Source organism: Nonomuraea sp. NPDC003754, from assembly GCF_053605785.1.
Genome location: NZ_JBSGJX010000004.1, coordinates 257,216 through 277,478, shown reverse-complemented (window position 1 = coordinate 277,478; position 20,263 = coordinate 257,216). Strand labels below are relative to the sequence as shown.

General features: G+C 71.9%; 15 protein-coding genes. 10 read left to right on the top strand and 5 right to left on the bottom strand.

Features of this window, described 5'->3' with window-relative positions:
* The first annotated feature begins 836 nt into the window (after positions 1 to 836).
* Positions 837 to 2,450, top strand: coding sequence for a hypothetical protein (locus ACWEVS_RS07700; RefSeq protein WP_452550447.1), 1,614 nt, complete (start codon positions 837 to 839; stop codon positions 2,448 to 2,450).
* Positions 2,451 to 2,910: 460 nt separating this feature from the next.
* Here ACWEVS_RS07700 and ACWEVS_RS07695 read toward each other — a convergent pair whose 3' ends face one another.
* Positions 2,911 to 5,577 carry a DEAD/DEAH box helicase gene (locus ACWEVS_RS07695; RefSeq protein WP_452550445.1) on the bottom strand — a complete coding sequence of 889 codons (2,667 nt, stop codon included), beginning with the start codon at positions 5,575 to 5,577 and terminating at the stop codon, positions 2,911 to 2,913.
* Positions 5,578 to 5,975: 398 nt separating this feature from the next.
* Here ACWEVS_RS07695 and ACWEVS_RS07690 point away from each other — a divergent pair, with 398 nt between their 5' ends.
* The 5 genes from ACWEVS_RS07690 to ACWEVS_RS07670 all read left to right on the top strand — a co-directional run bounded on the left by ACWEVS_RS07690 (position 5,976) and on the right by ACWEVS_RS07670 (position 12,855).
* Positions 5,976 to 6,326, top strand: coding sequence for an STAS domain-containing protein (locus tag ACWEVS_RS07690; RefSeq protein WP_183652283.1), 351 nt, complete (start codon positions 5,976 to 5,978; stop codon positions 6,324 to 6,326).
* 2 nt (positions 6,327 to 6,328) lie between these two features.
* Positions 6,329 to 6,757: an ATP-binding protein gene (locus ACWEVS_RS07685; protein ID WP_449915373.1), complete on the top strand. Its 429-nt coding sequence runs from the start codon at positions 6,329 to 6,331 to the stop codon at positions 6,755 to 6,757.
* A gap of 833 nt (positions 6,758 to 7,590) precedes the next feature.
* Entirely contained in the window at positions 7,591 to 9,906 is a 2,316-nt protein-coding gene (locus tag ACWEVS_RS07680; protein WP_452550443.1) for a sodium-translocating pyrophosphatase, read from the top strand.
* Positions 9,907 to 10,340: 434 nt separating this feature from the next.
* Positions 10,341 to 10,808, top strand: a complete 468-nt coding sequence (locus ACWEVS_RS07675; protein ID WP_354907882.1) for a SixA phosphatase family protein — start codon at positions 10,341 to 10,343, stop codon at positions 10,806 to 10,808.
* Between the two features lie 13 nt (positions 10,809 to 10,821).
* Positions 10,822 to 12,855 carry an FUSC family protein gene (locus ACWEVS_RS07670; protein ID WP_452550440.1) on the top strand — a complete coding sequence of 678 codons (2,034 nt, stop codon included), beginning with the start codon at positions 10,822 to 10,824 and terminating at the stop codon, positions 12,853 to 12,855.
* Positions 12,856 to 12,991: 136 nt separating this feature from the next.
* Here the strand turns inward: ACWEVS_RS07670 and serB are convergent, their stop codons facing one another.
* Positions 12,992 to 14,206: a phosphoserine phosphatase SerB gene (gene serB / locus ACWEVS_RS07665; RefSeq protein WP_449915367.1), complete on the bottom strand. Its 1,215-nt coding sequence runs from the start codon at positions 14,204 to 14,206 to the stop codon at positions 12,992 to 12,994.
* A 104-nt stretch (positions 14,207 to 14,310) separates the two neighbouring features.
* Between serB and ACWEVS_RS07660 the strand changes: the two genes are divergently transcribed.
* Together ACWEVS_RS07660 and ACWEVS_RS07655 are read left to right on the top strand one after the other, a co-directional pair.
* A complete protein-coding gene (locus ACWEVS_RS07660) occupies positions 14,311 to 14,994 on the top strand; it encodes a GNAT family N-acetyltransferase (RefSeq protein ID WP_449915364.1) in 684 nt (227 codons plus the stop codon).
* The gene (locus ACWEVS_RS07655; protein WP_452416302.1) at positions 14,991 to 15,941 is read left to right on the top strand and encodes a lysophospholipid acyltransferase family protein; all 951 of its coding nucleotides are present in this window, start codon (positions 14,991 to 14,993) and stop codon (positions 15,939 to 15,941) included. The genes ACWEVS_RS07660 and ACWEVS_RS07655 overlap by 4 nt, the downstream gene beginning before the upstream one ends.
* 93 nt (positions 15,942 to 16,034) lie before the next feature.
* Here the strand turns inward: ACWEVS_RS07655 and ACWEVS_RS07650 are convergent, their stop codons facing one another.
* The 3 genes from ACWEVS_RS07650 to ACWEVS_RS07640 form a co-directional block, all read right to left on the bottom strand.
* Entirely contained in the window at positions 16,035 to 16,604 is a 570-nt protein-coding gene (locus tag ACWEVS_RS07650; RefSeq protein ID WP_449915358.1) for a hypothetical protein, read from the bottom strand.
* 96 nt (positions 16,605 to 16,700) lie between these two features.
* On the bottom strand, positions 16,701 to 17,696 hold the full coding sequence (locus ACWEVS_RS07645) for an S-adenosylmethionine:tRNA ribosyltransferase-isomerase (RefSeq protein WP_452550438.1): 996 nt from the start codon (positions 17,694 to 17,696) through the stop codon (positions 16,701 to 16,703).
* A 15-nt stretch (positions 17,697 to 17,711) separates the two neighbouring features.
* Positions 17,712 to 18,368 (bottom strand): SDR family NAD(P)-dependent oxidoreductase, encoded by a 657-nt coding sequence (locus ACWEVS_RS07640; protein WP_452416306.1) that lies wholly within the window; start codon positions 18,366 to 18,368, stop codon positions 17,712 to 17,714.
* Positions 18,369 to 18,462: 94 nt separating this feature from the next.
* Here ACWEVS_RS07640 and ACWEVS_RS07635 point away from each other — a divergent pair, with 94 nt between their 5' ends.
* Positions 18,463 to 19,578, top strand: a complete 1,116-nt coding sequence (locus ACWEVS_RS07635) for a GAF domain-containing sensor histidine kinase (protein ID WP_452550436.1) — start codon at positions 18,463 to 18,465, stop codon at positions 19,576 to 19,578.
* The gene (locus ACWEVS_RS07630; RefSeq protein WP_449915351.1) at positions 19,575 to 20,180 is read left to right on the top strand and encodes a response regulator; all 606 of its coding nucleotides are present in this window, start codon (positions 19,575 to 19,577) and stop codon (positions 20,178 to 20,180) included. Before ACWEVS_RS07635 ends, ACWEVS_RS07630 begins: the two co-directional genes overlap by 4 nt.
* Positions 20,181 to 20,263: the final 83 nt, after the last annotated feature.

Below are 20,263 nucleotides of genomic sequence, written 5' to 3'. Positions count from 1 at the left end.
CCTGCCTGACCCCGGGCCTGCCTGATCCGGGGCCTGCCTGATCCCGGCCTGACAATCGCATCCCACCTCAATGGGCTCGCGCGGCCGCCGCTCCGGTCGCCGCGCCGCCAGGAACCGGCGCCACGAGGCGCCACGAGGCGCCACGAGGCGTCGCGCGGCACGCTCAAGCCCTTGTCTCTGGGACGGCGCGCGCATCCGTGGGCGGTGGCCGACCGGGTGCCGTGGGAGGGGGAAGCGGCGGGTGAGCCGCTTGCCGTACGGCGTGGTTGGTGGCGATGAGGCGGTCAGTGGATGCGCCAAAACAGATCATTAATGGGGACTTGTCGGGGCAATGTGCTTTTCGCCGATGGGGCCGATCCTGCCGTCATCGACTTTTCTCCGTATGGGCGGCCGACCGGGTACGGCGAGGCGATCGGCGGCGGCCGACGGGTTGTCGTGGCGCGACCGCGAAGATCGACATGCCGGCAAGGGCGACGTCGGGCGGGTTGTGCCGGAAATCGGCGCGGGAGGTGCTCGAGCAGGGGATTTGGAGGTTAAGGCCGGCTCGGGGGAAGCGAAGGGGCGGAAGGGGCCAGAGAGGCAATGTCGCAATCGAATCACGACTTCTTGGACGGCGTGTCCAAGAGAGCGAATTCTCACATAAGGTCGCGCTTACTTCGGTCCATGCCGTCTGGTGTTGAGGTCTGTAATCCTCCGGACCTTTGTCGCTAGGCTGCACGACACCGTCGAGGCTGACGGGTGCGGATTCGAGGAACTGGCACTTCCGGTCGCCGTTTGGTCGCTCGTCGGGGGCGAGGGGTCGGGCGGTGCGAGGCTCTCGATGAAGGGGAAGCGTCGTGACGGCAGTTCGCAGGCTGATGGCCGCAGGCGTGGTGATGCCGGTCGTGATCGGTGCCGCGGTGTTCGGCGTGGCGACGCCGGCGCAGGCCCGTGCGGATATCGACATGCCGTCGCGGGTGACGACCAGCGCGCCGGTCACCATCCAGGGCACCGTCGACCTGGCCTTCGACGCCGTCCTCTACGTCGACGGCACCGAGGTCGCCAAGGGCAACCAGCGGGTGACCTACACCTGGAACCCCGCCGAGCACGCCAACGGGAGCTACCAGATCAGGCTGGTCCAGAAGGGTAAGCTGCTCGGCTCCAAGTGGGACGAGAACACCGCCACGCTGCGGCAGGCGATCCCCGCCGATCCTCCGTCGGGGGTGGCCGCCACGATGTCGGGTGACGACAAGATCGTGGTGACGTGGAGCAAGGGATCCGAGGCTGACCTCCAGTCCTACGAGATCTTCACCAGCCAGTCGGGTTCGGTGGGCAAGGTGTCGGCCGACAGTGCGTGCTCGGGCGGCGCGTGCAAGGCGACGCTGGCCGTACCGGGCAAGGCGGCCGGGCAGCAGGTCGGCTTCATGGTCAAGGCCTACAGGAGCGACGGCGAGGGCGGGATGCTCGGCTCGGGCAACTCGAACACGGCCTACGTCACGGTTCCCGCGCCCCCGCCGCCGGCCCAGCCGAAGGCGGCGCAGACCAAGCAGGCCCAGCCGCAGACCAGCGGCAACCAGCAGGCCAAGAACACGCGCAAGACCGAACAGTCGCTCCCGTCCATCCCGTCGAAGAAGCGCGTGACGCCGACGGCCAAACCGCGGCAGAACGTGCCGAAGACGGTGAGCAGGATGCCCGCACTGCCCGCCACCGAGACCGACACCAAGGGCGAGTACAAGCTGCCCGCCGCCAAGCCCGAGACCAAGAAGAAGTCCGACGACGAGCCGCTGGTGCCGGCCGACGACGAGGCCGCGACCGCGAAGGACACCGCGGCGCAGGCCGTCGACACCACCGTCAAGGCGCAGTCGTCGGAGTCGCCGATCGGCAACATCGGACAGTACGGCATCTATGTGGCCGGTGGGCTGCTCCTCCTGCTGCTCGCGGCACACGGCGGCGCGTGGGCGCGCAGGCGGGCGCTCGCTTCCGCGGGCGGCGGGCCCGTCGCGGCGCCGGCCCCCGCACCGGCCGACGGCCCCCAGCCCGGCGACAGCATCCCGCCGACTGCCGCCGCGCCGCGCCGTCCCGCCGTCGTGCTCGCGGTGGCCAAGACCCGCAAGCCGCAGCCGCACGTCCCCGAGCAGCCGGGGCCGGACAGCGCGGGGCCGCGGCTGCCGATGTACATGAGCGCGGAGGAGGCCAAGGTCGCCGATCCTCCGGTGCGGCCGGAGCCGATCCGGCTCGCCCTGCCCAGCTCGGCGGTGACGACGGTGACGCCCGGATCCGACATCCCCCCGGTACGGCCCGCCGCGGCCCGGATCGAGGACCGCTGGGACGACTACCTCCCCCCGGCGCCGCGTTCCATGGAGGACAGCGGGTTCTGGGAGCGTCCGCAGCCGGGCGCGGGCGACTTCTGGGCGGCGGACGACGACGAGGCCGCCTACATCGGACGCCGCCACCTGGGCGGCGACAGCTGATCCACCGGGGTACGGCCCGCGTCTCGGGTTGTGGCGCAAGCCGTGTCGCGCCGGGCGGGTCAGCCGGGCAGGTCAGCGTCGCACCGGACGGGTAAGTGTCGCGTCGGGCGGGTCTGTGTTGCGTCGGGCGGGTAAGTGTCGCGCCAGGCAGGTCTGTGTGTGCCAGGCCGGTCTGTGTCGCGCCGGACGGGATCGACGCCGCCGGCACGGCGGAGCGGTCGCGCGGCGGTCGGAGACGAGGGGGCCGCTCCTCCTTCGAGAGGGAGAGGAGCCGCCCAGGGAGGGGCCGGCCACGAGCCGAGCCCTGACGTCTGCGCTGCCCTTCTTGCGTTCTGCGGTGACCAGCGCGCCGGTCCCCGAGGTGAGCGGGCGGTGTCGAGCGGTTCCTGGCGTCTCCCGTGGCGAACGGGCCTGTCAAGGGAGTGTTCTCTTGGCGAGCGGGCCCGTCAGAAGTATCCGGTCAGGCGTGGGTGTCGGTGGTGAGGAGGGTGTCGAGGAGGCGGATGGCGCCGGCCTTGTCGAGAGGCTCGTTGCCGTTGCCGCACTTGGGTGACTGGATGCACGACGGGCAGCCCCGCTCGCACTCACACGACGCGATCGCCTCGCGCGTCGCGGTGAGCCAGTCGACGGCGCGGGAGTAGCCGCGTTCGGCGAACCCGGCGCCGCCCTCGTGCCCGTCGTACACGAACACCGTCAGCATGCCCGTGTCGGCGTGGAGCTCGGTGGAGACGCCGCCGATGTCCCAGCGGTCGCAGGTGGCGAAGAGGGGGAGCAGTCCGATCGAGGCGTGTTCGGCCGCGTGGGCCGCGCCGCCGAGGTCGATGCCCGCCTCGGCCAGTGGGGCGACCTGGGAGGCGGGAAGCGTCCACCAGACGGCGCGGGTGCGCAGCGTGCGCGGCGGCAGGTCGAGCGGTTCGTCGCCGAGCATCTCGCCGGTCTGGAGCCGCCGTTTGAGGTAGGAGACGACCTGCCGGGTGACCTCGACCTCGCCGAAGTTCAGGCATGCCGTACCGAGGTCATGGGAGCGGAGGGTGGACAGGACGGAGATGTCCGTGACGTCGCGGGCGAACGTGCTGTACTCGGGCTCGGCGGACGACACCAGGGCGACGCCCGCCTCCAGGTCGAGTTGTTCGACGAGGAAGGTCTCGCCCTGGTGCAGGTAGACGGCGCCGGTGTGGACGGTGGTGTGCGCGGAGGGCTCGTCGACGGTGCCGAGCAGGCGACCCGTGGACGACTCGACGACCTGGACGGGCGCGCCGCCCGAGCCGCGGATGTCGGCCAGGTCGGTGGCGCGTTCGCGGCGGGTCCAGAAATATCCGGCGGGGCGCCGGCGGAGCAGGCCCTGCTCGACGAGGTCCGCCGCCAGCCGTTCGGCGGTCGGGCCGAAGAGCGGCAGGTCCTCGTCGGTGAGCGGGATCTCGGCGGCGGCGGCGCACAGGTGCGGGCCGAGCACGTAGGGGTTGTCGGGGTCGAGCACGATCGCCTCCACCGGGCGGCCGAACAGCGCCTCGGGGTGGTGGACGAGGTAGGTGTCGAGCGGGTCGTCGCGGGCGATGAGGACGGCGAGCGCGTCCTGGCCGGCGCGTCCTGCCCGGCCCGCCTGCTGCCAGAGGGAGGCCCTGGTGCCCGGCCAGCCCGCGATGAGGACGGCGTCGAGGCCGGAGACGTCGACGCCGAGCTCGAGGGCGTTGGTGGTGGCCAGGCCGAGGAGTTCGCCGCTGCGCAGGGCCTTCTCGATGATCCTGCGGTCCTCGGACAGGTAGCCGGCCCGGTAGGCGGCGACCCGGTCAGGGAGGTCGGCGAGCGCCCGCTGCGGGGCCGCCGGATCCGCTTCATCCGGGGCTGCGGGGTCTCGAAGGTCGCCGTCACCCGGATGCGGGGCTGTGGGGTGCTGTGGGTCGAGATCGTCCGGACGCGGGGGTGCGGGGTGCCGGCGGCTGGGGGCGTGTGCGGGCTCGGGCGTCAGGCGCTGCGGGTGGGAGTCGCCTGAGGGCGTTGGGTGTTGCGGGTGGAGGTCGCCTGAGGGTGCCGGGTGTTGCGGGCGGAGGTCGCCTGCGGGCGTCGGTTGGGGGACGGCATGCGTCGTCGAGCGCGGGCCGGCGGCGCGGGGTGGGGCGCCGGCGGGATCGGCGCCGGTCGCGGCGGCGGACGGCGTGGGGCCGGTCAAAGGGGTGGGGTCGGTCGGGGAGGCGGGGCCGGTCAGAGAGGTGGGGTCGATCGGAGAGGTGGGGTCGATCGGAGGGATGGGGCTGGTCGAAGGGGCGGGGCCGATCGGAAAGGTGAGGTCGGTCGGTGCGGCGGGGCTGATCGGAGAGGTGGGGTCGATCAGGGAGGGGGAGTCGATCGGCGAGGCGGAGGTGGGGAAGGTGTGCGGGAAGTGGCGGGGGGTGCTGAAGGCGACGTCGGACAGGCGGGCCCGAGCCGTCAACGCCACCGTCTCCGCGCCGCGCCGTGACCTGACGAAGGCGAGCGTGCGTACCTCGGCCAGTACCAGGTCGGCGAGCAGGTCGGCCGTCTCGGCGCCGGCCGTACGCCGTACCGGCGCGCCTCCCTCGCCCCGCAGTTCGGTCAGGGGCGGCTCCCACAGCGCGAAGGTGGTCGCACCCTTGGGCGAGGCGTCGGAGGTCACCTCGTCCATCTCAAGCCCCGTCAGCCGCGTCCCGAACGCCGCGGGCTCGCTGGCCGTCGCGGAGGCCAGCATGAAGACCGGCGTCGCGCCGTACCTGGAACACACCCTGCGCAGCCGGCGCAGGATCTGCGCCACGTGGGAGCCGAAGACCCCGCGGTAGCCGTGGCATTCGTCCACCACGACCATCCGCAGCCGCCGGAAGAACGATGACCAGCGCGCGTGCTGGGGGAGCAGGGCGCGGTGCAGCATGTCGGGATTAGTCAGGACATAGTTGGCGTATTGCCGCACCCATGCGCGCTCCTCGAACGGCGTGTCGCCGTCGAAGGTCGCCGCCCGCAGCTGGGCGATCCGCAGCTCCCTGAGGCTGCGCAGCTGGTCGGCGGCGAGAGCCTTGGTCGGGGTGAGGTAGAGGATCGTGCCGCCTTCGAGGGCGGCCGTGACCGCCGGAGCGAGGTAGGCGAGCGACTTGCCCGACGCCGTGCCTGTGGAGATGATCACGTTTCGGCCACGCCTCGCCAGGTCGGCCGCCTCGTGTTGGTGCGTCCAGAGCCCGGAGATCCCCTGGTTCGCCAAGCGCGTAATCAGAAGGTCATGGACCCACTCCGGCCAGCGAACATTACCGGCTTGACGTGCGGGAACGTGCTCCACATGGGTGACTCGCTCATGGCGTGCGGGAACGCCGAGCAGGTGGTGGAGGAGTGGACCGACTCGGTGTGGGGAGGAAGCGGAGGAACTCACTGGTTTCCAGTCTGACATCCATGGGCAAAGTGGCCGGGAATCGTGATTTCGTATAGACACAAGCAGCGACCGTGGTTGAATGCCGCGCGTCGGGGTCGGGCAGTTCCACACTGCCAGGCCCGCAAGGGTACTTTCGCAGGCGAGGCGCTGGAGGATCTGTGGATCTGAAGTTGGATCACCACCAGGACGACCGACTCACCATCGTTGAGGTCGAGGGTGAGATCGATGTCTACACCGCGCCCAGGCTGCGTGAGCTCCTGATCGACCTGGTGAACAAGGGGAGCTACCACCTTCTCGTGAACATGGAGAAGGTCGACTTCCTCGACTCGACCGGTCTGGGCGTCCTGGTCGGCGGGCTCAAGCGGGTGCGGGCGCACGACGGCTCCCTCGAGCTGGTGTGCACGCAGGAGCGCATCCTGAAGATCTTCAGGATCACCGGGCTGACGAAGGTCTTCGGCATCTACGCTTCGGTCGACGAGGCCAAGGAAGCTCACGGCCGAGACAAGTAGTCATGGCAACCGTCGAGCTGACGTTCAGCGCTCTTCCCGCGCACGTGCGGACCGCGCGGCTGGTCGCCACGGCGATCGCGCGTCGGACCGGCGTGGAGGAGTCGCTCCTTGACGAGGTCAGGCTCGCCGTCGGTGAGGCTTGTTCCCGGGCCGTGGAGGCGCATCGCGCCCACTGCCCGGGGGAGCCGATCCGCATCGAGCTCAAGGACGACTCCGGGCGCTTCGAGGTCACGGTCAGCGACCAGGCTCCGAGCGACGAGATCAAGCAGGAGCAGCCTGTCGATCTCGGGTCGCTGTCCGATTCCTTCATGTCGGGCTTCGGCATCGCGGTGATCGCGGGCCTGGCCGACGACGTGGAGGTGTTCCCGAGCCCCAAGGGCATGCGCATCCGGATGAGCTGGCCCGCACCCACCAACGCGCGCATGGTCTGACCCCGCGCCGGCCCCCGGAGAGCGGAACGGCAGCAGGCGTTCCTCGAAGCGTCGCGTCTCTCTCGCGTGAGGGCGGGATCCCCGGGGCGTCGCCCTGAGTCAGGACCCGCCCCGCCGGGCGCCTTCTTCCCGTGGTTGAAGGCGCCTGCCGGGACGCCAGGCGCGGCGGAGGGGCTGCGTCAAGGGTCTCTCCTCCCGTGTGCCCGGAGGCTCGTCTCCAGGACTCCCCATGGCCGGGCAGGGGCCGCAGGAACGCCCCCAGGTGCCGATGACGGCGAGCCGTTTCCATAGGTGCCAGGGCGCGCGTGGGACGCGCCGCCCACAGGCGGCGGTCAGGGCGCACGGCAGGCGGGCGCAGACGACCCTCCCGTACGGCAAGCCGCCCCAGCCCCACCCGGGCCGCGGGGCGGGCGTCCCTCCAGGGAGACGCCGCTCCAGCGCGCGGGGCCGGGCGCCGTGACGCGGTCAGGCCCGGCAGGTCACGCCGATTTCCGCCCCGCACCGGTACGGCCAGTTACCACAGCAGGTAACCCCTATTCCGGTCCAGCTATAAATAGCTCCTGTGACGCCCGTAACCCACCGGAAAATCTTCACTGTCAATACCAAACCGCCTCACTGTCAGGGACTCAGTGGAGGCACCGAAATTTGACGACCCCGAGAGCCTTCATATCCGCGGAACCCGTGCGTAGACTCCCGGCACCGGCCAAGGTGATCCGGCGCATCAGCGGGACTCAACCGGAAGCGGCAGCCCATAACCCGGACGCCGCTGACAGGCCCGCCGCATATCACAGCGCCGTCCGGGCAGGACGTACCCGTCTTGCCGAGGAGAACGGATGTCTAGGCTCTATCTGGCCGCCGAGCCAGCCTCAGCGCTGTCCCTGAGCGGAAACAATCTCACCATCGTCGTCGTGGTCGCAGCCGTGGCCCTGGTCGCGCTCGCCGTAGCCGGCGGCCTGGTACGCGAGGTCCTGGCCGCCGACCAGGGCACCGAGCGCATGCAGAACATCGCGCGTGCCGTGCAGGAGGGCGCGGCGGCTTATCTGACCCGCCAGTTCAGAACGCTCGCGATCTTCGTGGTCCTGATCCCGATCCTGTTGTGGTTCCTGCCAGGGACGACGGACGTGAAGATCGGGCGTTCCATCTTCTTCGTGGTCGGCGCCGGGTTCTCGGCGCTGACCGGTTTCATGGGCATGTGGCTTGCCGTACGCGGAAACGTGCGGGTGGCGGCCGCGGCCCGGACGTCGGGCGAGAAGAAGGCGATGCGCATCGCCTTCCGCACCGGCGGTGTGGCGGGCATGTTCACCGTCGGTCTCGGCCTGCTGGGCGCGGCGGTCGTCGTGCTGATCTACCAGGGCGACGCGCCGGGCGTGCTGGAGGGCTTCGGCTTCGGCGCGGCGCTGCTGGCGATGTTCATGCGTGTCGGCGGCGGCATCTTCACCAAGGCCGCCGACGTCGGCGCCGACCTGGTCGGCAAGGTCGAGCAGGGCATCCCCGAGGACGACCCGCGCAACGCGGCGACGATCGCCGACAACGTGGGCGACAACGTCGGCGACTGCGCGGGCATGGCGGCCGACCTGTTCGAGTCCTACGCGGTCATGCTGGTGGCCAGCCTCATCCTGGGCAAGGTGGCCTTCGGTGAGCAGGGTCTGATCTTCCCGCTCATCGTGCCGATGATCGGGGTCGTCACCGCCATCATCGGCATCTTCGTCACCCGCCTGCGCGACAAGGACCGCAACGGCATGGCGGCCATCAACCGCAGCTTCTTCATCTCCGCCGCGATCTCGGCGGTACTGGTCTCGGCCGCGGCGTACTGGTACCTGCCGGCCAGCTTCGGCGAGCTGTCGGGCGCGACGGTGCAGTCCACCGCCGACCCGCGCGTCATCGCGATCGGCGCCGTGCTGATCGGTCTCGTGCTGGCCAGCGCCATCCAGATCCTCACCGGCTACTTCACCGAGACCAACCGGCGCCCGGTGAAGGAGATCGGCGAAAGCTCGCTCACCGGCCCCGCCACCGTCATCCTGTCGGGCATCAGCGTCGGCCTCGAGTCGGCGGTCTACTCGGCGCTCATCATCGGCGGCGCCGTCTACGGCGCGTTCCTGCTGGGCTTCGGCAACGTGACGATCGCGCTGTTCGCGGTCGCGCTGGCCGGCACCGGCCTGCTGACCACGGTCGGCGTCATCGTGTCCATGGACACCTTCGGCCCCGTCTCCGACAACGCGCAGGGCATCGCCGAGATGTCCGGCGACGTCGACGGCGACGGCGCGCGCGTCCTGACCAGCCTCGACGCGGTCGGCAACACCACCAAGGCCATCACCAAGGGCATCGCGATCGCCACGGCCGTGCTGGCGGCGACCGCGCTGTTCGGCGCGTTCCGCACCTCGGTGGAGGCGGAGCTGGCCGCCGCCACCGACTCGGTGAAGAGCGCGCTCGGCGCGTTCCAGACCTTCAACCTCGGCATCGACCAGCCGAACGTCCTGGTCGGTCTGGTGATCGGCGCCGCGGTCGTGTTCCTGTTCTCCGGCCTGGCGATCATGGCGGTCGGCAGGGCGGCGATGCGCGTGGTGTTCGAGGTGCGCGACCAGTTCCGCAACAACCCGGGCATCATGGACGGCAGCGTCAAGCCCGAGTACGGCCGCGTGGTCGACATCTGCACCCGCGACTCGCTGCGCGAGCTGGCCACGCCCGGCCTGCTGGCCGTCATGACGCCGATCGCGGTGGGCTTCGCGCTCGGGTACGCCCCGCTGGGCGCGTACCTGGCCGGCGCCATCGCCTGCGGCACCCTGATGGCGGTCTTCCTCGCCAACTCCGGTGGCGCCTGGGACAACGCCAAGAAGCTGGTCGAGGACGGTCACCACGGCGGCAAGGGCTCCGAGGCCCACGCCGCGACCGTCATCGGCGACACGGTCGGTGACCCGTTCAAGGACACGGCCGGTCCCGCGATCAACCCGCTGATCAAGGTGATGAACCTGGTGGCGCTGCTGATCGCACCCGCCGTGGTGGTCTACGCCGACAACGTCGCCGTCCGCGTCGGCGTCACCGTGGTCGCGCTGGTGGTCGTGGTGTCGGCGATCGTCGTCTCCAAGCGCCGCTCGGTGAGCATCGCGCCGGCGGAGACCAGCGAGAAGAAGCCGCAGACCGTCAGTTCCTGATCCGTTCCGCTCGTACGGCCCGCGTCCGGCTTCGGCGCGGGCCGTACGCGTGCCCGGGTGAAACCGCGGCCGAAGCCGTGAGCGGCGTGTGGCGCCGGCCCCGGATGGTGGCCAGGTGGTGGAAGCAGCCCGTGGTGGCGGGTCGGAGAGGTCGCGGCAGTGGTCGGTTTGGCGGAAGCCGTGGAACCGGCCGTGGTGGAAGCCGTCGGGAGCGGCCGGTCGGTGGTCGAAGCCGCTGGAGAGTGGTCGAGGTCGGGCCAGATTCGGGGCCCGGTGCGCTTACCGGGGCGGCCGCCGCAGGTGGAAGACTGGAGGCATGGGAGAGCCTGCCAACTCCGGCGCGAAGACGCTGGTGATCATCTTGCTCGCCATGATGGCGATTCTCGCCCTCATCGCCGGTCTGGCCGTGTGGGCGTCGAACGGTGGCTGAGCACGTGCGCACACTGATCGTGCTGCGGCACGCCAAAGCCGCCCACATCGCCGGTCTGGCCGATCGTGAGCGTCCTCTCACCGACAGGGGGGAGCGTGACTCCGTCAAGGCGGGCGAGGCCATCAAGGCGCTCGGCCTGGCTCCCGAGCTGGTCCTGTGCTCTCCGGCCCTCCGTACCAGCAGGACCGCCGAGCTGGCCTTCCCCACGCTGGAGATCAGCTTCGAGCGTGACATCTACGAGGCCGACTCCGAGGACCTCTACGAGCTGATCCGCCGCCTCGACCCCGACGTCGAGACGCTGGTCCTGTGCGGGCACAACCCCGCCGTGCACGAGATGGCGCTCACGCTGACCAGCGGCGACTTCACGTTCAAGCCTGGCGCGTTCGCCGTGGTCGAGGTCGAGTCCTCGTGGGTAGACCTCTGGCCTGGGGAGGGACGCCTGGTCACGCACTGGGATCCCAAGGAGCACTGAACCGGGGGAGCGGATGCGGGGGGCGATCACCGCGCTGCGCGACGGGTTCCTGTCGCTGCCGGCCAAGCCCCCGTGGCGGTACGGCCTGCTGTGCGGCGTGGCCGTCGCGCTCCCGCTGGCGGTCGGCGCGCTGGCCGGGCGGCCGCGTGAGGGCGCGGTCGTCGCCCTCGGCGCCTACCTGACCGCCTTCGGCGACTCGTACGGCAAGCCGTACGGCGAGCGCGCCAAGAGCCTGTTCGGCACGGTGCCGCTGCTCGTCGTGGCCTTCTGGTTCGGCATCTTCCTGGCCGGGTACCCGTGGGCCGCGGTGTTCGGCGTCGGGCTGGCCGCCGCGGCGGGCGCGCAATGGAAGGCGATCGGGACGCCGCCGGTGCTGGCCGTGGTGGTCGGCTTCTACAGCGGCCTGCCGCTGGGTCTCGCCCCCGCGCTGCTGACCGGGCTCGGCGGGCTCCTGTACTGCGCGATCACGCTGGCGCCGTGGCCGCTGCTCCGGCTCGACCCGCTGAAGCAGGCGCTCGCCGCGGGGTGTACGGCGATGGCCGGGTTGCTGGACGCGTTCGACGAGCCGGAGGAGGACTGGGCGAGGCTCAGGCAGCGGGCGGCGGACGCGCTGGAGGAGGCGGAGACGGCCTCGGCCGCCTTCCACAGCCCCGAGGAGAGCGACCGCTCCCCTGACGCCTTCGTCTCGTCGCTGACCAGGATCTTCCACGAGAGCGTCGCCCTGCGTTCGCTGCGCGCCCAGGCGGTCGCGGCAGGGGCGACGCCGCCGGAGCTGGACGAGGCGGTCGTCGCGCTGTCGACGGCGCTGCGCGGGGTCGGCGGGCATGACGTCACGCTCGACAGCAAGCAGGCGCTGGCGGCGGTGGCCGGCTTCGCCGAAGGGGTGACGGCCGTGCGCGACAGGTTGACGCCCGTCCAGCGGGCGATCCTGGGTCAGGTCCGCAGGTGCATGGACCGTATCGGCCTGGCGGTGCGGTCGCTGTCGGCGCAGGCGCGTGAGGGGGTGCGGGCGCCGGCCACGCTGCCGCGCCTGACCTGGCAGGCGCCCTCGCTGACCGGCCACGACGCCGCGCACGCGGCCAGGTCGGGGATCGCGGTGGCGGTCTCGATGGCGCTCGTGGTGGGCCTGCACGAGACCTACGGCAGGTGGCTGGTGTTCACGGTGCTGCTGGCGCTGCGGCCCACCTACGGCGACACCATCGACCGGGTGACGTTGCGGGTGGCCGGCACGGTGATCGGCTCCACGATGGCCGCGCTGCTGCTGGCCGCCGTGCCGGGGCACGCGACGCTGGTGGTGGTCGTGTGGGCGTTCGCGACGGTGGGGTTCGCGCTGAGGGAGGTCAGCTACGCCTACTGGTCGGTCTTCGCGACGCCGCTGGCGCTCATGCTGTCCGACTTCTCGGCGCGGCTCGACTGGGGCGCGGCCGGGATCAGGGTGCTGCTCACCGTGTGCGGGGGCGTGCTCGCGCTGCTGGCGGCCAGGCTGCTGTGGCCGAGGGGCGAGGTGGGCAGGCTCAGGGAGCGGATGGTCGACCTGCTGCGGGAGCACGCGCGCATGGTCAGGGCGCTGGCCGGCCATGACCTGGAGGACCTGTCCGAGCACACGGAAGCGGCCGGTCAGGCGGCCGACCGGCTGCAGGCGTCCCTGGACACCGTCGACAAGGAGCCGGGCGGTCAGGCGCCCGAACGGCTGCGGCAGGCCTTGACCGACGCGCGCAGGCTGCGCGACGACGTGATCCTGCTGGGGGCCGTCATGAGGGGCGCGCCCGACGGGACGGACGCGACCGTCGCCGTGCTCGACGCCGTGGCCGACAGGATGGAGGCGGTCGCGCACGCCGTACGGCACGACACGGCGCCGCTGGAGACGGACGAACTGGACGTCAATCTCGCCGAGCTGGCCACCCGGATGGACGCGCTCATCGAGGAGGCGTCCGTCACGGACGACACGGCGGTGAAGCGGCAGTTGCGCCACGCGGTCACGGCGCATCCCGCGCTGCGGACCCTCACGGCGGACGCGCTGCGCCTGGCCACGGACGCCTGCCGGTGACGGCGGACGCGCTGCAGTTGACCTGCCCGCCGGACGGCGCGGGGTGGCCGATCCGTCGGGCGGCGAGACGGTCACCGGGTGACCGCTGACCTCCGGTGAAGGTCAGCGGGAGCCGCGGCGTGGCCGTCGAAGAGCGTCAGCGGGCGATCTGGTCCTCGGCGTCGGCGGCCTCGATCTCGTCGCGGGAGATGCCCAGCAGGTAGAGGATCGAGTCGAGGTAGGGCGTGTTGACGGCGGTGTCGGCGGCCTGCCGTACGACGGGCTTGGCGTTGAAGGCGATGCCGAGGCCCGCGACGCCCATCATGTCGAGGTCGTTGGCGCCGTCGCCGATGGCGACGGTCTGGCTGATCGGCACCCCGGCCTCGCGGGCGAACCGCTCCAGGGCGCGGGCCTTGCCGGGACGGTCGACGATCTCGCCGACCACCCTGCCGGTCAGCTTGCCGTCGACGACCTCCAGCGTGTTGGCCGCGGAGTAGTCGATGCCGAGGTCGCTCACCAGGGCGTCGGTGATCTGCGTGAAGCCGCCGCTGACGATGGCGAACCTGTAGTCGAGGCGCTTCAGGGTCCGCACCAGCGTGCGGGCGCCGGGGGTGAGCACGACCTCCTCGCGCACCTTGCGGAAGGTCTCCTCCGGCAGGCCGGCCAGCAGCTTGACCCTGCGGCGCAGCGACTCGGCGAAGTCGAGCTCGCCGCGCATCGCCTCCTCGGTGACCTTCGCGACCTCGTCGAGGCAACCCGCGTGCGCCGCGAGCAGCTCGATGACCTCGCCCTGGATGAGGGTGGAGTCGACGTCCATGACGATCAGCCGCTTGGCCCTGCGGGACAGTCCCGTGCGCTGGACGGCCACGTCCACCTTCTGGGCGGCGGCCTCCGCCGCCAGCTCCACCCGCAGCGCGTCGGGGTCGGCGCCGGACACCGACAGTTCGATGCACGTCACGGGCCACTGGGCGAGCCGCTCGATGCGGTCGATGTTCGCCCCGGCGGCGGCGATGCGCCCGGCGATGCCGCCGATCGCGGCCGGCGGCAGGGCGGCGCCGAGCACGCTCACCGACAGGCGGCCGCGGCGGCGCTTCTCCTTGGTCCTGGAGCCGGTGGCGAGGTCGACCTCCATGCCGAGGTCCTCGGCCACCCGCTCGACAGCCGTCCACAGGGCGCCGATGGTGCCGCCCGTGCCGGTCGACGGGCCTCCCACGTAGGCGACGAGGACGCCGAGGGTGAGGCGGCCGCGGATGACGACCTGCTCGATGTCGGCCACGGTCACGGGGAAGCCCGCGAGCACCGAGAACAGTCGTGAGGTGACGCCGGGCCGGTCGGGGCCGGTGAGCGTGATCAGGAGCGTGCGCTGGTCCACATCAGGCCACGCTACTGGCACCCGTACCGTGCTCCGCATCGAGGTTCACCATTCGGACGGCTGACCTTGGGCGTGTGGCCATCATGAGCTGCCTTCATAGGTTCATGCACCGCTACACCGTGGGACTGGCCCGCACGCCCGCCGATCTCCAGGCCGCCCAGCGCCTGCGTTACCGCGTGTTCGCCGAGGAGCTCGGCGCGCGGCTCGACTCGCCCGTCACGGGGTTGGACGTCGACCCCTTCGACGCCTACTGCGACCACCTGCTCGTCCGCTCGGGCGACGACGTGGTCGGCACCTACCGGCTGCTGCCGCCGAAGCGCAAGGACCGCCTCTACTCGGACACCGAGTTCGACCTGGCGGCTCTGGCCCACCTGCGGGACGACCTGGTCGAGGTCGGGCGTTCCTGCGTGCATCCCGACCATCGCGCGGGTGCGGTCATCGGGCTGATGTGGGCGGGCATCGCCCGCTACATGGCCGAGGGCGGCTACGGCTGGCTGGTCGGCTGCTGCTCGGTGCCGCTGCGGGACGCCGCGAACATCATGGAGCGGGCGCGGCTGGCTCCCGAGGAGTACCGGGTCAAGCCGCTGCTGCCGTGGACGGATCTCGGCGAGGGGTCGCCGGCGTTCGTGATGCCGCCGCTGCTGCGCGGCTACCTCCGGCTCGGCGCGTGGATCTGCGGCGAGCCCGCCTACGATCCGGCGTTCGGCTGCGCCGACTTCCTGGTGCTGCTGTCGATGGCCCGGGTGGACCAGCGCTACCTGCGGCACTTCCTCGGGGAGCCGTCATGAGCCCGTGGTTCCCCACGTCCCCGTGCACGACCGCCAGGTGCGTGGACGTGCCCATGCGGGCCGCGGGCGTGCTGCGCCAGGTGCTGCGCGGGCTGGCGGTCATCGCGGTCGTCCTGGTGGGCGTGCCGCTCGCCCGCCTGGTCAGGGGTACGGCACGGCGGCGCGTGACGCTGGCGTGGTCGCGCGCCCTGCTCAGGGCGCTGGGCGTCAGGGTGGAGGTGCGCCAGGGGTTCGCGTTCTTCGCCGGCGCCGTGCCGTCCGCCGAGGCGACGCCGGCACGGCAGGCGGGTGGCGCCCCCGGGACGGCGCCGGCACGGCAGGCGGGTGACGGCCCTGGGACGAGGCCGGCGCAGGAGACGGGTGACGCCCCCGAGGCGCGGCTGGTCGTGGCCAACCACATCTCCTGGCTCGACCCCCTGGTGGTCGCCGCCGCGCTGCCGTGCAGGCTGGTGGCCAAGAGCGAGGTGTCGGCGTGGCCGGTGGTCGGCGGTCTGGCCGCCGGGTCGGGCGCGCTGCCCATCGCCCGCGACTCGCTGCTCGACCTGCCGGGCGCGGTGGCCAGGATCGCCGACACGCTGCGGGCCGGCGAGACCGTCGCGGCCTTCCCGGAGGGGACGACGTGGTGCGGCAGGGGGAGCGGCACCTTCAAACCCGCGGTCTTCCAGGCCGCCGTCGACGCGGGCGCCAGCGTCACGCCGGTGGCCATCGCCTACCGGGAGGCGGACGGGCCGAGGACCACCGCTCCCGCGTACGTCGGGGACGACACGCTGGCCGCCTCCGTGCTCAGGGTGCTCGCGGTGCGGCGGCTCGTCGTCGAGGTCACCGTGCTGCCGCCGGTGAGCGCGGCCGACCGGAGGGAGCTCGCGGGTCTGGCCGAGGCCGCGGTGGCGTCCGCGACGGGACGCCTCCCGCTGCCCCGTCACACGTCCACCCCGGCCCTCGCGTGACCGGCCGCGGCGCGCGGGGCCGGCAGGGGACGGGCCGGGCATGGGAACGCCCGCTCCCGGCCAGGCGGAAGCGGGCGTCTGCTCCGGACGGCGTCAGCGGACGACCGTGGTCTTGGCCTGCTTGACGAAGCCGAACCCGGGAACGCCCAGCCGGTCGAGCTCCTCCTTGCTGAGGTTCTCCATGCCGGTCTCGACGTTGTAGGAGACCACCCCGAGGACGGCCTTCTGCGTGCCCGACGCGGTCTTCGTCAGCCTGGCGTCGAAGACCATGGCGACCGACTCGCCCTTCTTCACCGTGGCCGGCAGGACGCAGAACAGGTCACGCTTGATCAGCTCGCAGGCCGTGTCGTCGACGCTGGTCCGGTAGGTGACCTTGCGCAGGTCGACGCCCTTGGGGAAGAGGCCGCCGACGAACCAGGTGCCCGCGGTCGCCTCGTGCGGGCCGGTGTTGACGGCCGTGATCGTGTAACGGACCTTGCCGCCGCGCTTCGCCTTCTTGGTCGCCGTGAGCTTGACGTCGAAGGTGGAGAACGGGTCGGCGGCCGACTTGGCGACCGCGGCGGCCGCGACGGGCGCCGTGGGGGCGGCCGAGACCGGTGCTGCGCTGAAGACAAGGGCGCCCGCCACCGGGGCGGCAACCAGGAAAGAAGCGATGCGGCGCATTCACGTCTCCGATGAGGAAGAGGACGAGGATGCCCAGAAATATGAGCCCCCGTTAAGACCGCAGCTTTTTATCACGTTTGGCCAGGAAAGATCTACCTATTTGGGGGAGAGGAGGAGGTGCGAGTCGCCGAATTCATGCCACAAATAGCCCTCTTGCAGGGCAACCGCATAGGAACGTGCCAACATCTCCTCGCCCGCGATCGCGGCGAGCATCATGAGATGCGTCGAACGCGGCTCGTGCAGCCCGGTGATGAGCCCGGTGACCGCCCTCACGCCCCGCTTCGGCGTCACGAGGTGGTCGGTCCAGCCGGAAGCCGCGCCGACCAGCCCGTCGGAGCCCACCGCGGTCTCCAGCGCCCGCACGACCGTCGTGCCGGCCGCGACGACCTTCCCGCCCTCCGACCGGGTCAGGTTCACCAGGTGCGCCGTCGAGGCCGGGACGGCGAAGCGCTCGGCGTAGGGCGGCTCGTCCTTCTCCACCGAGGCGACGCCGGTGTGCAGGGTGACGGGCGCGACCCGGACGCCGCGGGCGACCAGCTCGGTCACCAGCGGCGACGTGAACGGCCGGCCCGCGCTCGGCATCTCGGCGCTGCCGGGCACCGTGGCGAACACGGTCTGGTAGTCGGCGAGGGGCCAGTCCCTGTCGACGTAGGAGTAGCGGATCGGCACGCCGTACGACATCAGGTACTCCTCCACGTCGCGGTCGAGCGCGGCCCGCCAGAGGCGGGGCGTCTCCCGGGCGAGGAGCCGCAGCGTCGCGCCGCCGGGCAGCGGCAGCCACTCGCCCGCCGCGCCGCCCCCGTAGGGCTCGAACGACAGGCGGCGCAGCTCCACCAGCCACGTGCCGTCCTCGCGCGCGGTGGAGAAGTGCACGGCCAGCCGGTCGAGCCGGACGGCCGCGGGCAGGGTGGCCGAGTTGTTCACCACCACCAGGTCGCCGGGCGCCAGCAGGGCCGGCAGGTCCGCGAACGTGTGGTGGGAGTCGCCCGCCTCGTCGGACACCAGCAGCCGTACGGCGTCGCGGGCCACGCCCCGTGCCTCGGGCGGCTCGTGCGCGGCCGGCACGTCGGGAAGCGCGAAGTCAGTGGTCACGGTGCGCTCCGGAACTCATGACAGGGCCACCCTGCCGCTGGCGGGACGGCGCTCGACCAGCTCCCGCAGGGCGGCGGCGACGGTCGCGGGGTCGGCCGCGCCCGCGGCCTCCTCGGCGCCCACGGCGTCGGCGAGCATCCTGGTGTTCATCTCGCCCGGGTCCACCCACCAGACCGCCACGTCGGGCTCCTCGGCGGCCAGCACGTTCGACAGCTGGTCGAGGGCCGCCTTCGTCGCGCCGTACCCGCCCCAGCCCTCGTAGGCGCCGGTGGCGGCGTCGGAGGTGACGTTGACCACGGCCCCGTGGCGGCGGCGCAGCGCCGGCAGCGTGGCCTGCAGCAGCCCCAGCGGCGCGACCACGTTGGTCGCCAGCAGGGCCGTGAAGACGTCGAGCGGGTAGTCGGCCAGGCGCGGCAGCGGGGTGGCGCCGAGCCCGCCGGCGTTGTTGACGAGGAGGTCCAGCTCGGGCACGGCCGCCGCCAGCGCGGCCCGGTGCGCGGGATCGGCCACGTCGCCCGCGATGGTCGTCGCGCCCAGCTCGGCGGCGGCCTTCTCCAGCTCCTCGGCACTCCTGGCGGTCAGGACGAGCTGCCAGCCCGCGGCCGACAGCGATCGGGCGAGTTCGAGACCGAGCCCGCGGGAAGCGCCGGTGATGAGTGCGGTGTTCGTCATGAGGACGACGGTAGGAAGCGCGCCCGTTCGCGGCATCGGGCGAGCGGCCGATGTCGCGGTGAGCACTTCGACCTAGGACCGTAGGCTGAGGACCGTGAGCCCCGAATCCGACATCCTGCGAGCGGTGAGCTCAGCCGTCCTGGCCGTCACCCGGCACCTGTCGGTGCGGGAGGTCCTGCAGGTCATCGTCCGTTCGGCACAGCAGCTGCTCGACGCCAGGTACGCGGCGCTCGGCGTGCCCGACGAGGACGGCTCCTTCGCCGAGTTCGTCGCCGAGGGGCTCACCGACAAGCAGTGGGAGGCCATCGGCCCGCTGCCTCGCCAGCATGGCATGCTCGGCGCGATGCTGCGCGACGGGGTCCCCGTCCGGATCCCCGACCTGCCGAAGGACTCCAGGTTCGAGTACTGGCCCAAGGCGCATCCGGTGATGCGCGACTTCCTCGGCGTGCCGATCCTCGACGGCGGCGAGGTGCTGGGCATCATCTTCCTGGCCAACAAGAAGGTGCCGGGCGGGTTCACCGAGGACGACGAGAAGCTGCTGACGATGTTCGCGGCGCACGCCGCCCTCGCGCTGACCAACGCCCGCCTCTACGAGCGCGGGCGCGAGCTGGCCATGCTCGAGGAACGCAACCGGATGGCCCGCGAACTGCACGACGCGGTCACCCAGAAGCTGTTCTCGCTCCGGCTGACCGCGCAGGCCGCCCACGCCCTCCTGCCGGTCGACCAGGACCGCGCCGCGGTCGAGCTCGACCGGGTGCAGCGCCTGGCCGGGGAGGCGCTGGCCGAGCTGCGCGCCGTCATCGTCGAGCTGCGTCCGGCCGAGCTCGACCGGCACGGGCTCGCCGAGACGCTCCGCAAGCACGTACGGCTGCTCGACCGGCTCCAGCCGTTCCGGGTGACCTTCGAGGGCGACGAGCTGCCGCCGGTGCCCGCCGACATCGAGGTGGCGGTGCTGCGCGTGGCCCAGGAGGCGCTCCACAACGCGCTGCGCCACGCCGGCGCCGACCGCGTCGAGGTGCGGCTCACGCACGCCTCGGGCAAGCTGGTCCTCCAGGTGTGCGACCAGGGCGAGGGCTTCGACGACTCCGCACGACAGCGGGGCCTCGGGCTGGCCTCGATGAGCGACCGCGCCGAGTCGGTCGGCGGGAAGGTGACCGTGACGTCGGAGCCCGGCCGGGGCACGACGGTGCGCATGGAGGTGGACGTGTGATCCAGGTGCTGATCGCCGACGATCATCCAGTCGTACGGCAGGGCCTGCGCACCTTTCTCGACCTGCAGGACGACATCACGGTCGTCGGCGAGGCGGCAGACGGGCAGGAGGCGGTGTCCCTGGTCGAGCGGCTGCGTCCGGACGTGCTGCTGCTGGATCTCAAGATGCCGGTCCTCGACGGCCTCGGCACCCTCCAACGGCTCGGCGGCTCCTCGACCAAGATCCTGGTGCTGACCTCGGTGAGCGACCGGTCCGACGTGGGCCCCGCGATGCGGGCGGGGGCGTCCGGGTTCCTCTACAAGGACGTCGACCCGAACGCGCTCGTCCAGGCGGTGCGGGCGGTTCACGGGGGACAGGTGCTGCTGGCCCCCGAGGCGGCGTCGGCCATGATGGCCGCCGAGTCCACACCGGTGCCGCTGACGGAGCGGGAGCGCGAGGTGCTCAAGCTGATCGCGGCCGGGCGGTCGAACAAGGAGATCGCCAGGGACCTGGCCGTCGCGGAGAAGACCGTCAAGACGCACGTGTCGAACGTGCTGATGAAGCTCGGCGTCCAGGACCGGACCCAGGCGGCGCTCTACGCCGTACGACACGGCCTGGCGTGACGCCCGCCGTCCGACGCCTCCCCCCCGACGCCGACCCCGGCACGTTTGGCCCCGGCAGGTTCTGACCCGGGCACGTTCCGGCC

What these genes read in the sequence shown, in the direction of transcription:
- ACWEVS_RS07685 (WP_449915373.1), top strand. Translation starts at nt 6,329, where the DNA reads ATGGCAACCGTCGAGCTGACGTTCAGCGCTCTTCCCGCGCACGTGCGG.
- ACWEVS_RS07680 (WP_452550443.1), top strand. Translation starts at nt 7,591, where the DNA reads ATGTCTAGGCTCTATCTGGCCGCCGAGCCAGCCTCAGCGCTGTCCCTG.
- ACWEVS_RS07670 (WP_452550440.1), top strand. Translation starts at nt 10,822, where the DNA reads ATGCGGGGGGCGATCACCGCGCTGCGCGACGGGTTCCTGTCGCTGCCG.
- ACWEVS_RS07660 (WP_449915364.1), top strand. Translation starts at nt 14,311, where the DNA reads ATGCACCGCTACACCGTGGGACTGGCCCGCACGCCCGCCGATCTCCAG.
- ACWEVS_RS07655 (WP_452416302.1), top strand. Translation starts at nt 14,991, where the DNA reads ATGAGCCCGTGGTTCCCCACGTCCCCGTGCACGACCGCCAGGTGCGTG.
- ACWEVS_RS07650 (WP_449915358.1), bottom strand. Translation starts at nt 16,604, where the DNA reads ATGCGCCGCATCGCTTCTTTCCTGGTTGCCGCCCCGGTGGCGGGCGCC.
- ACWEVS_RS07640 (WP_452416306.1), bottom strand. Translation starts at nt 18,368, where the DNA reads ATGACGAACACCGCACTCATCACCGGCGCTTCCCGCGGGCTCGGTCTC.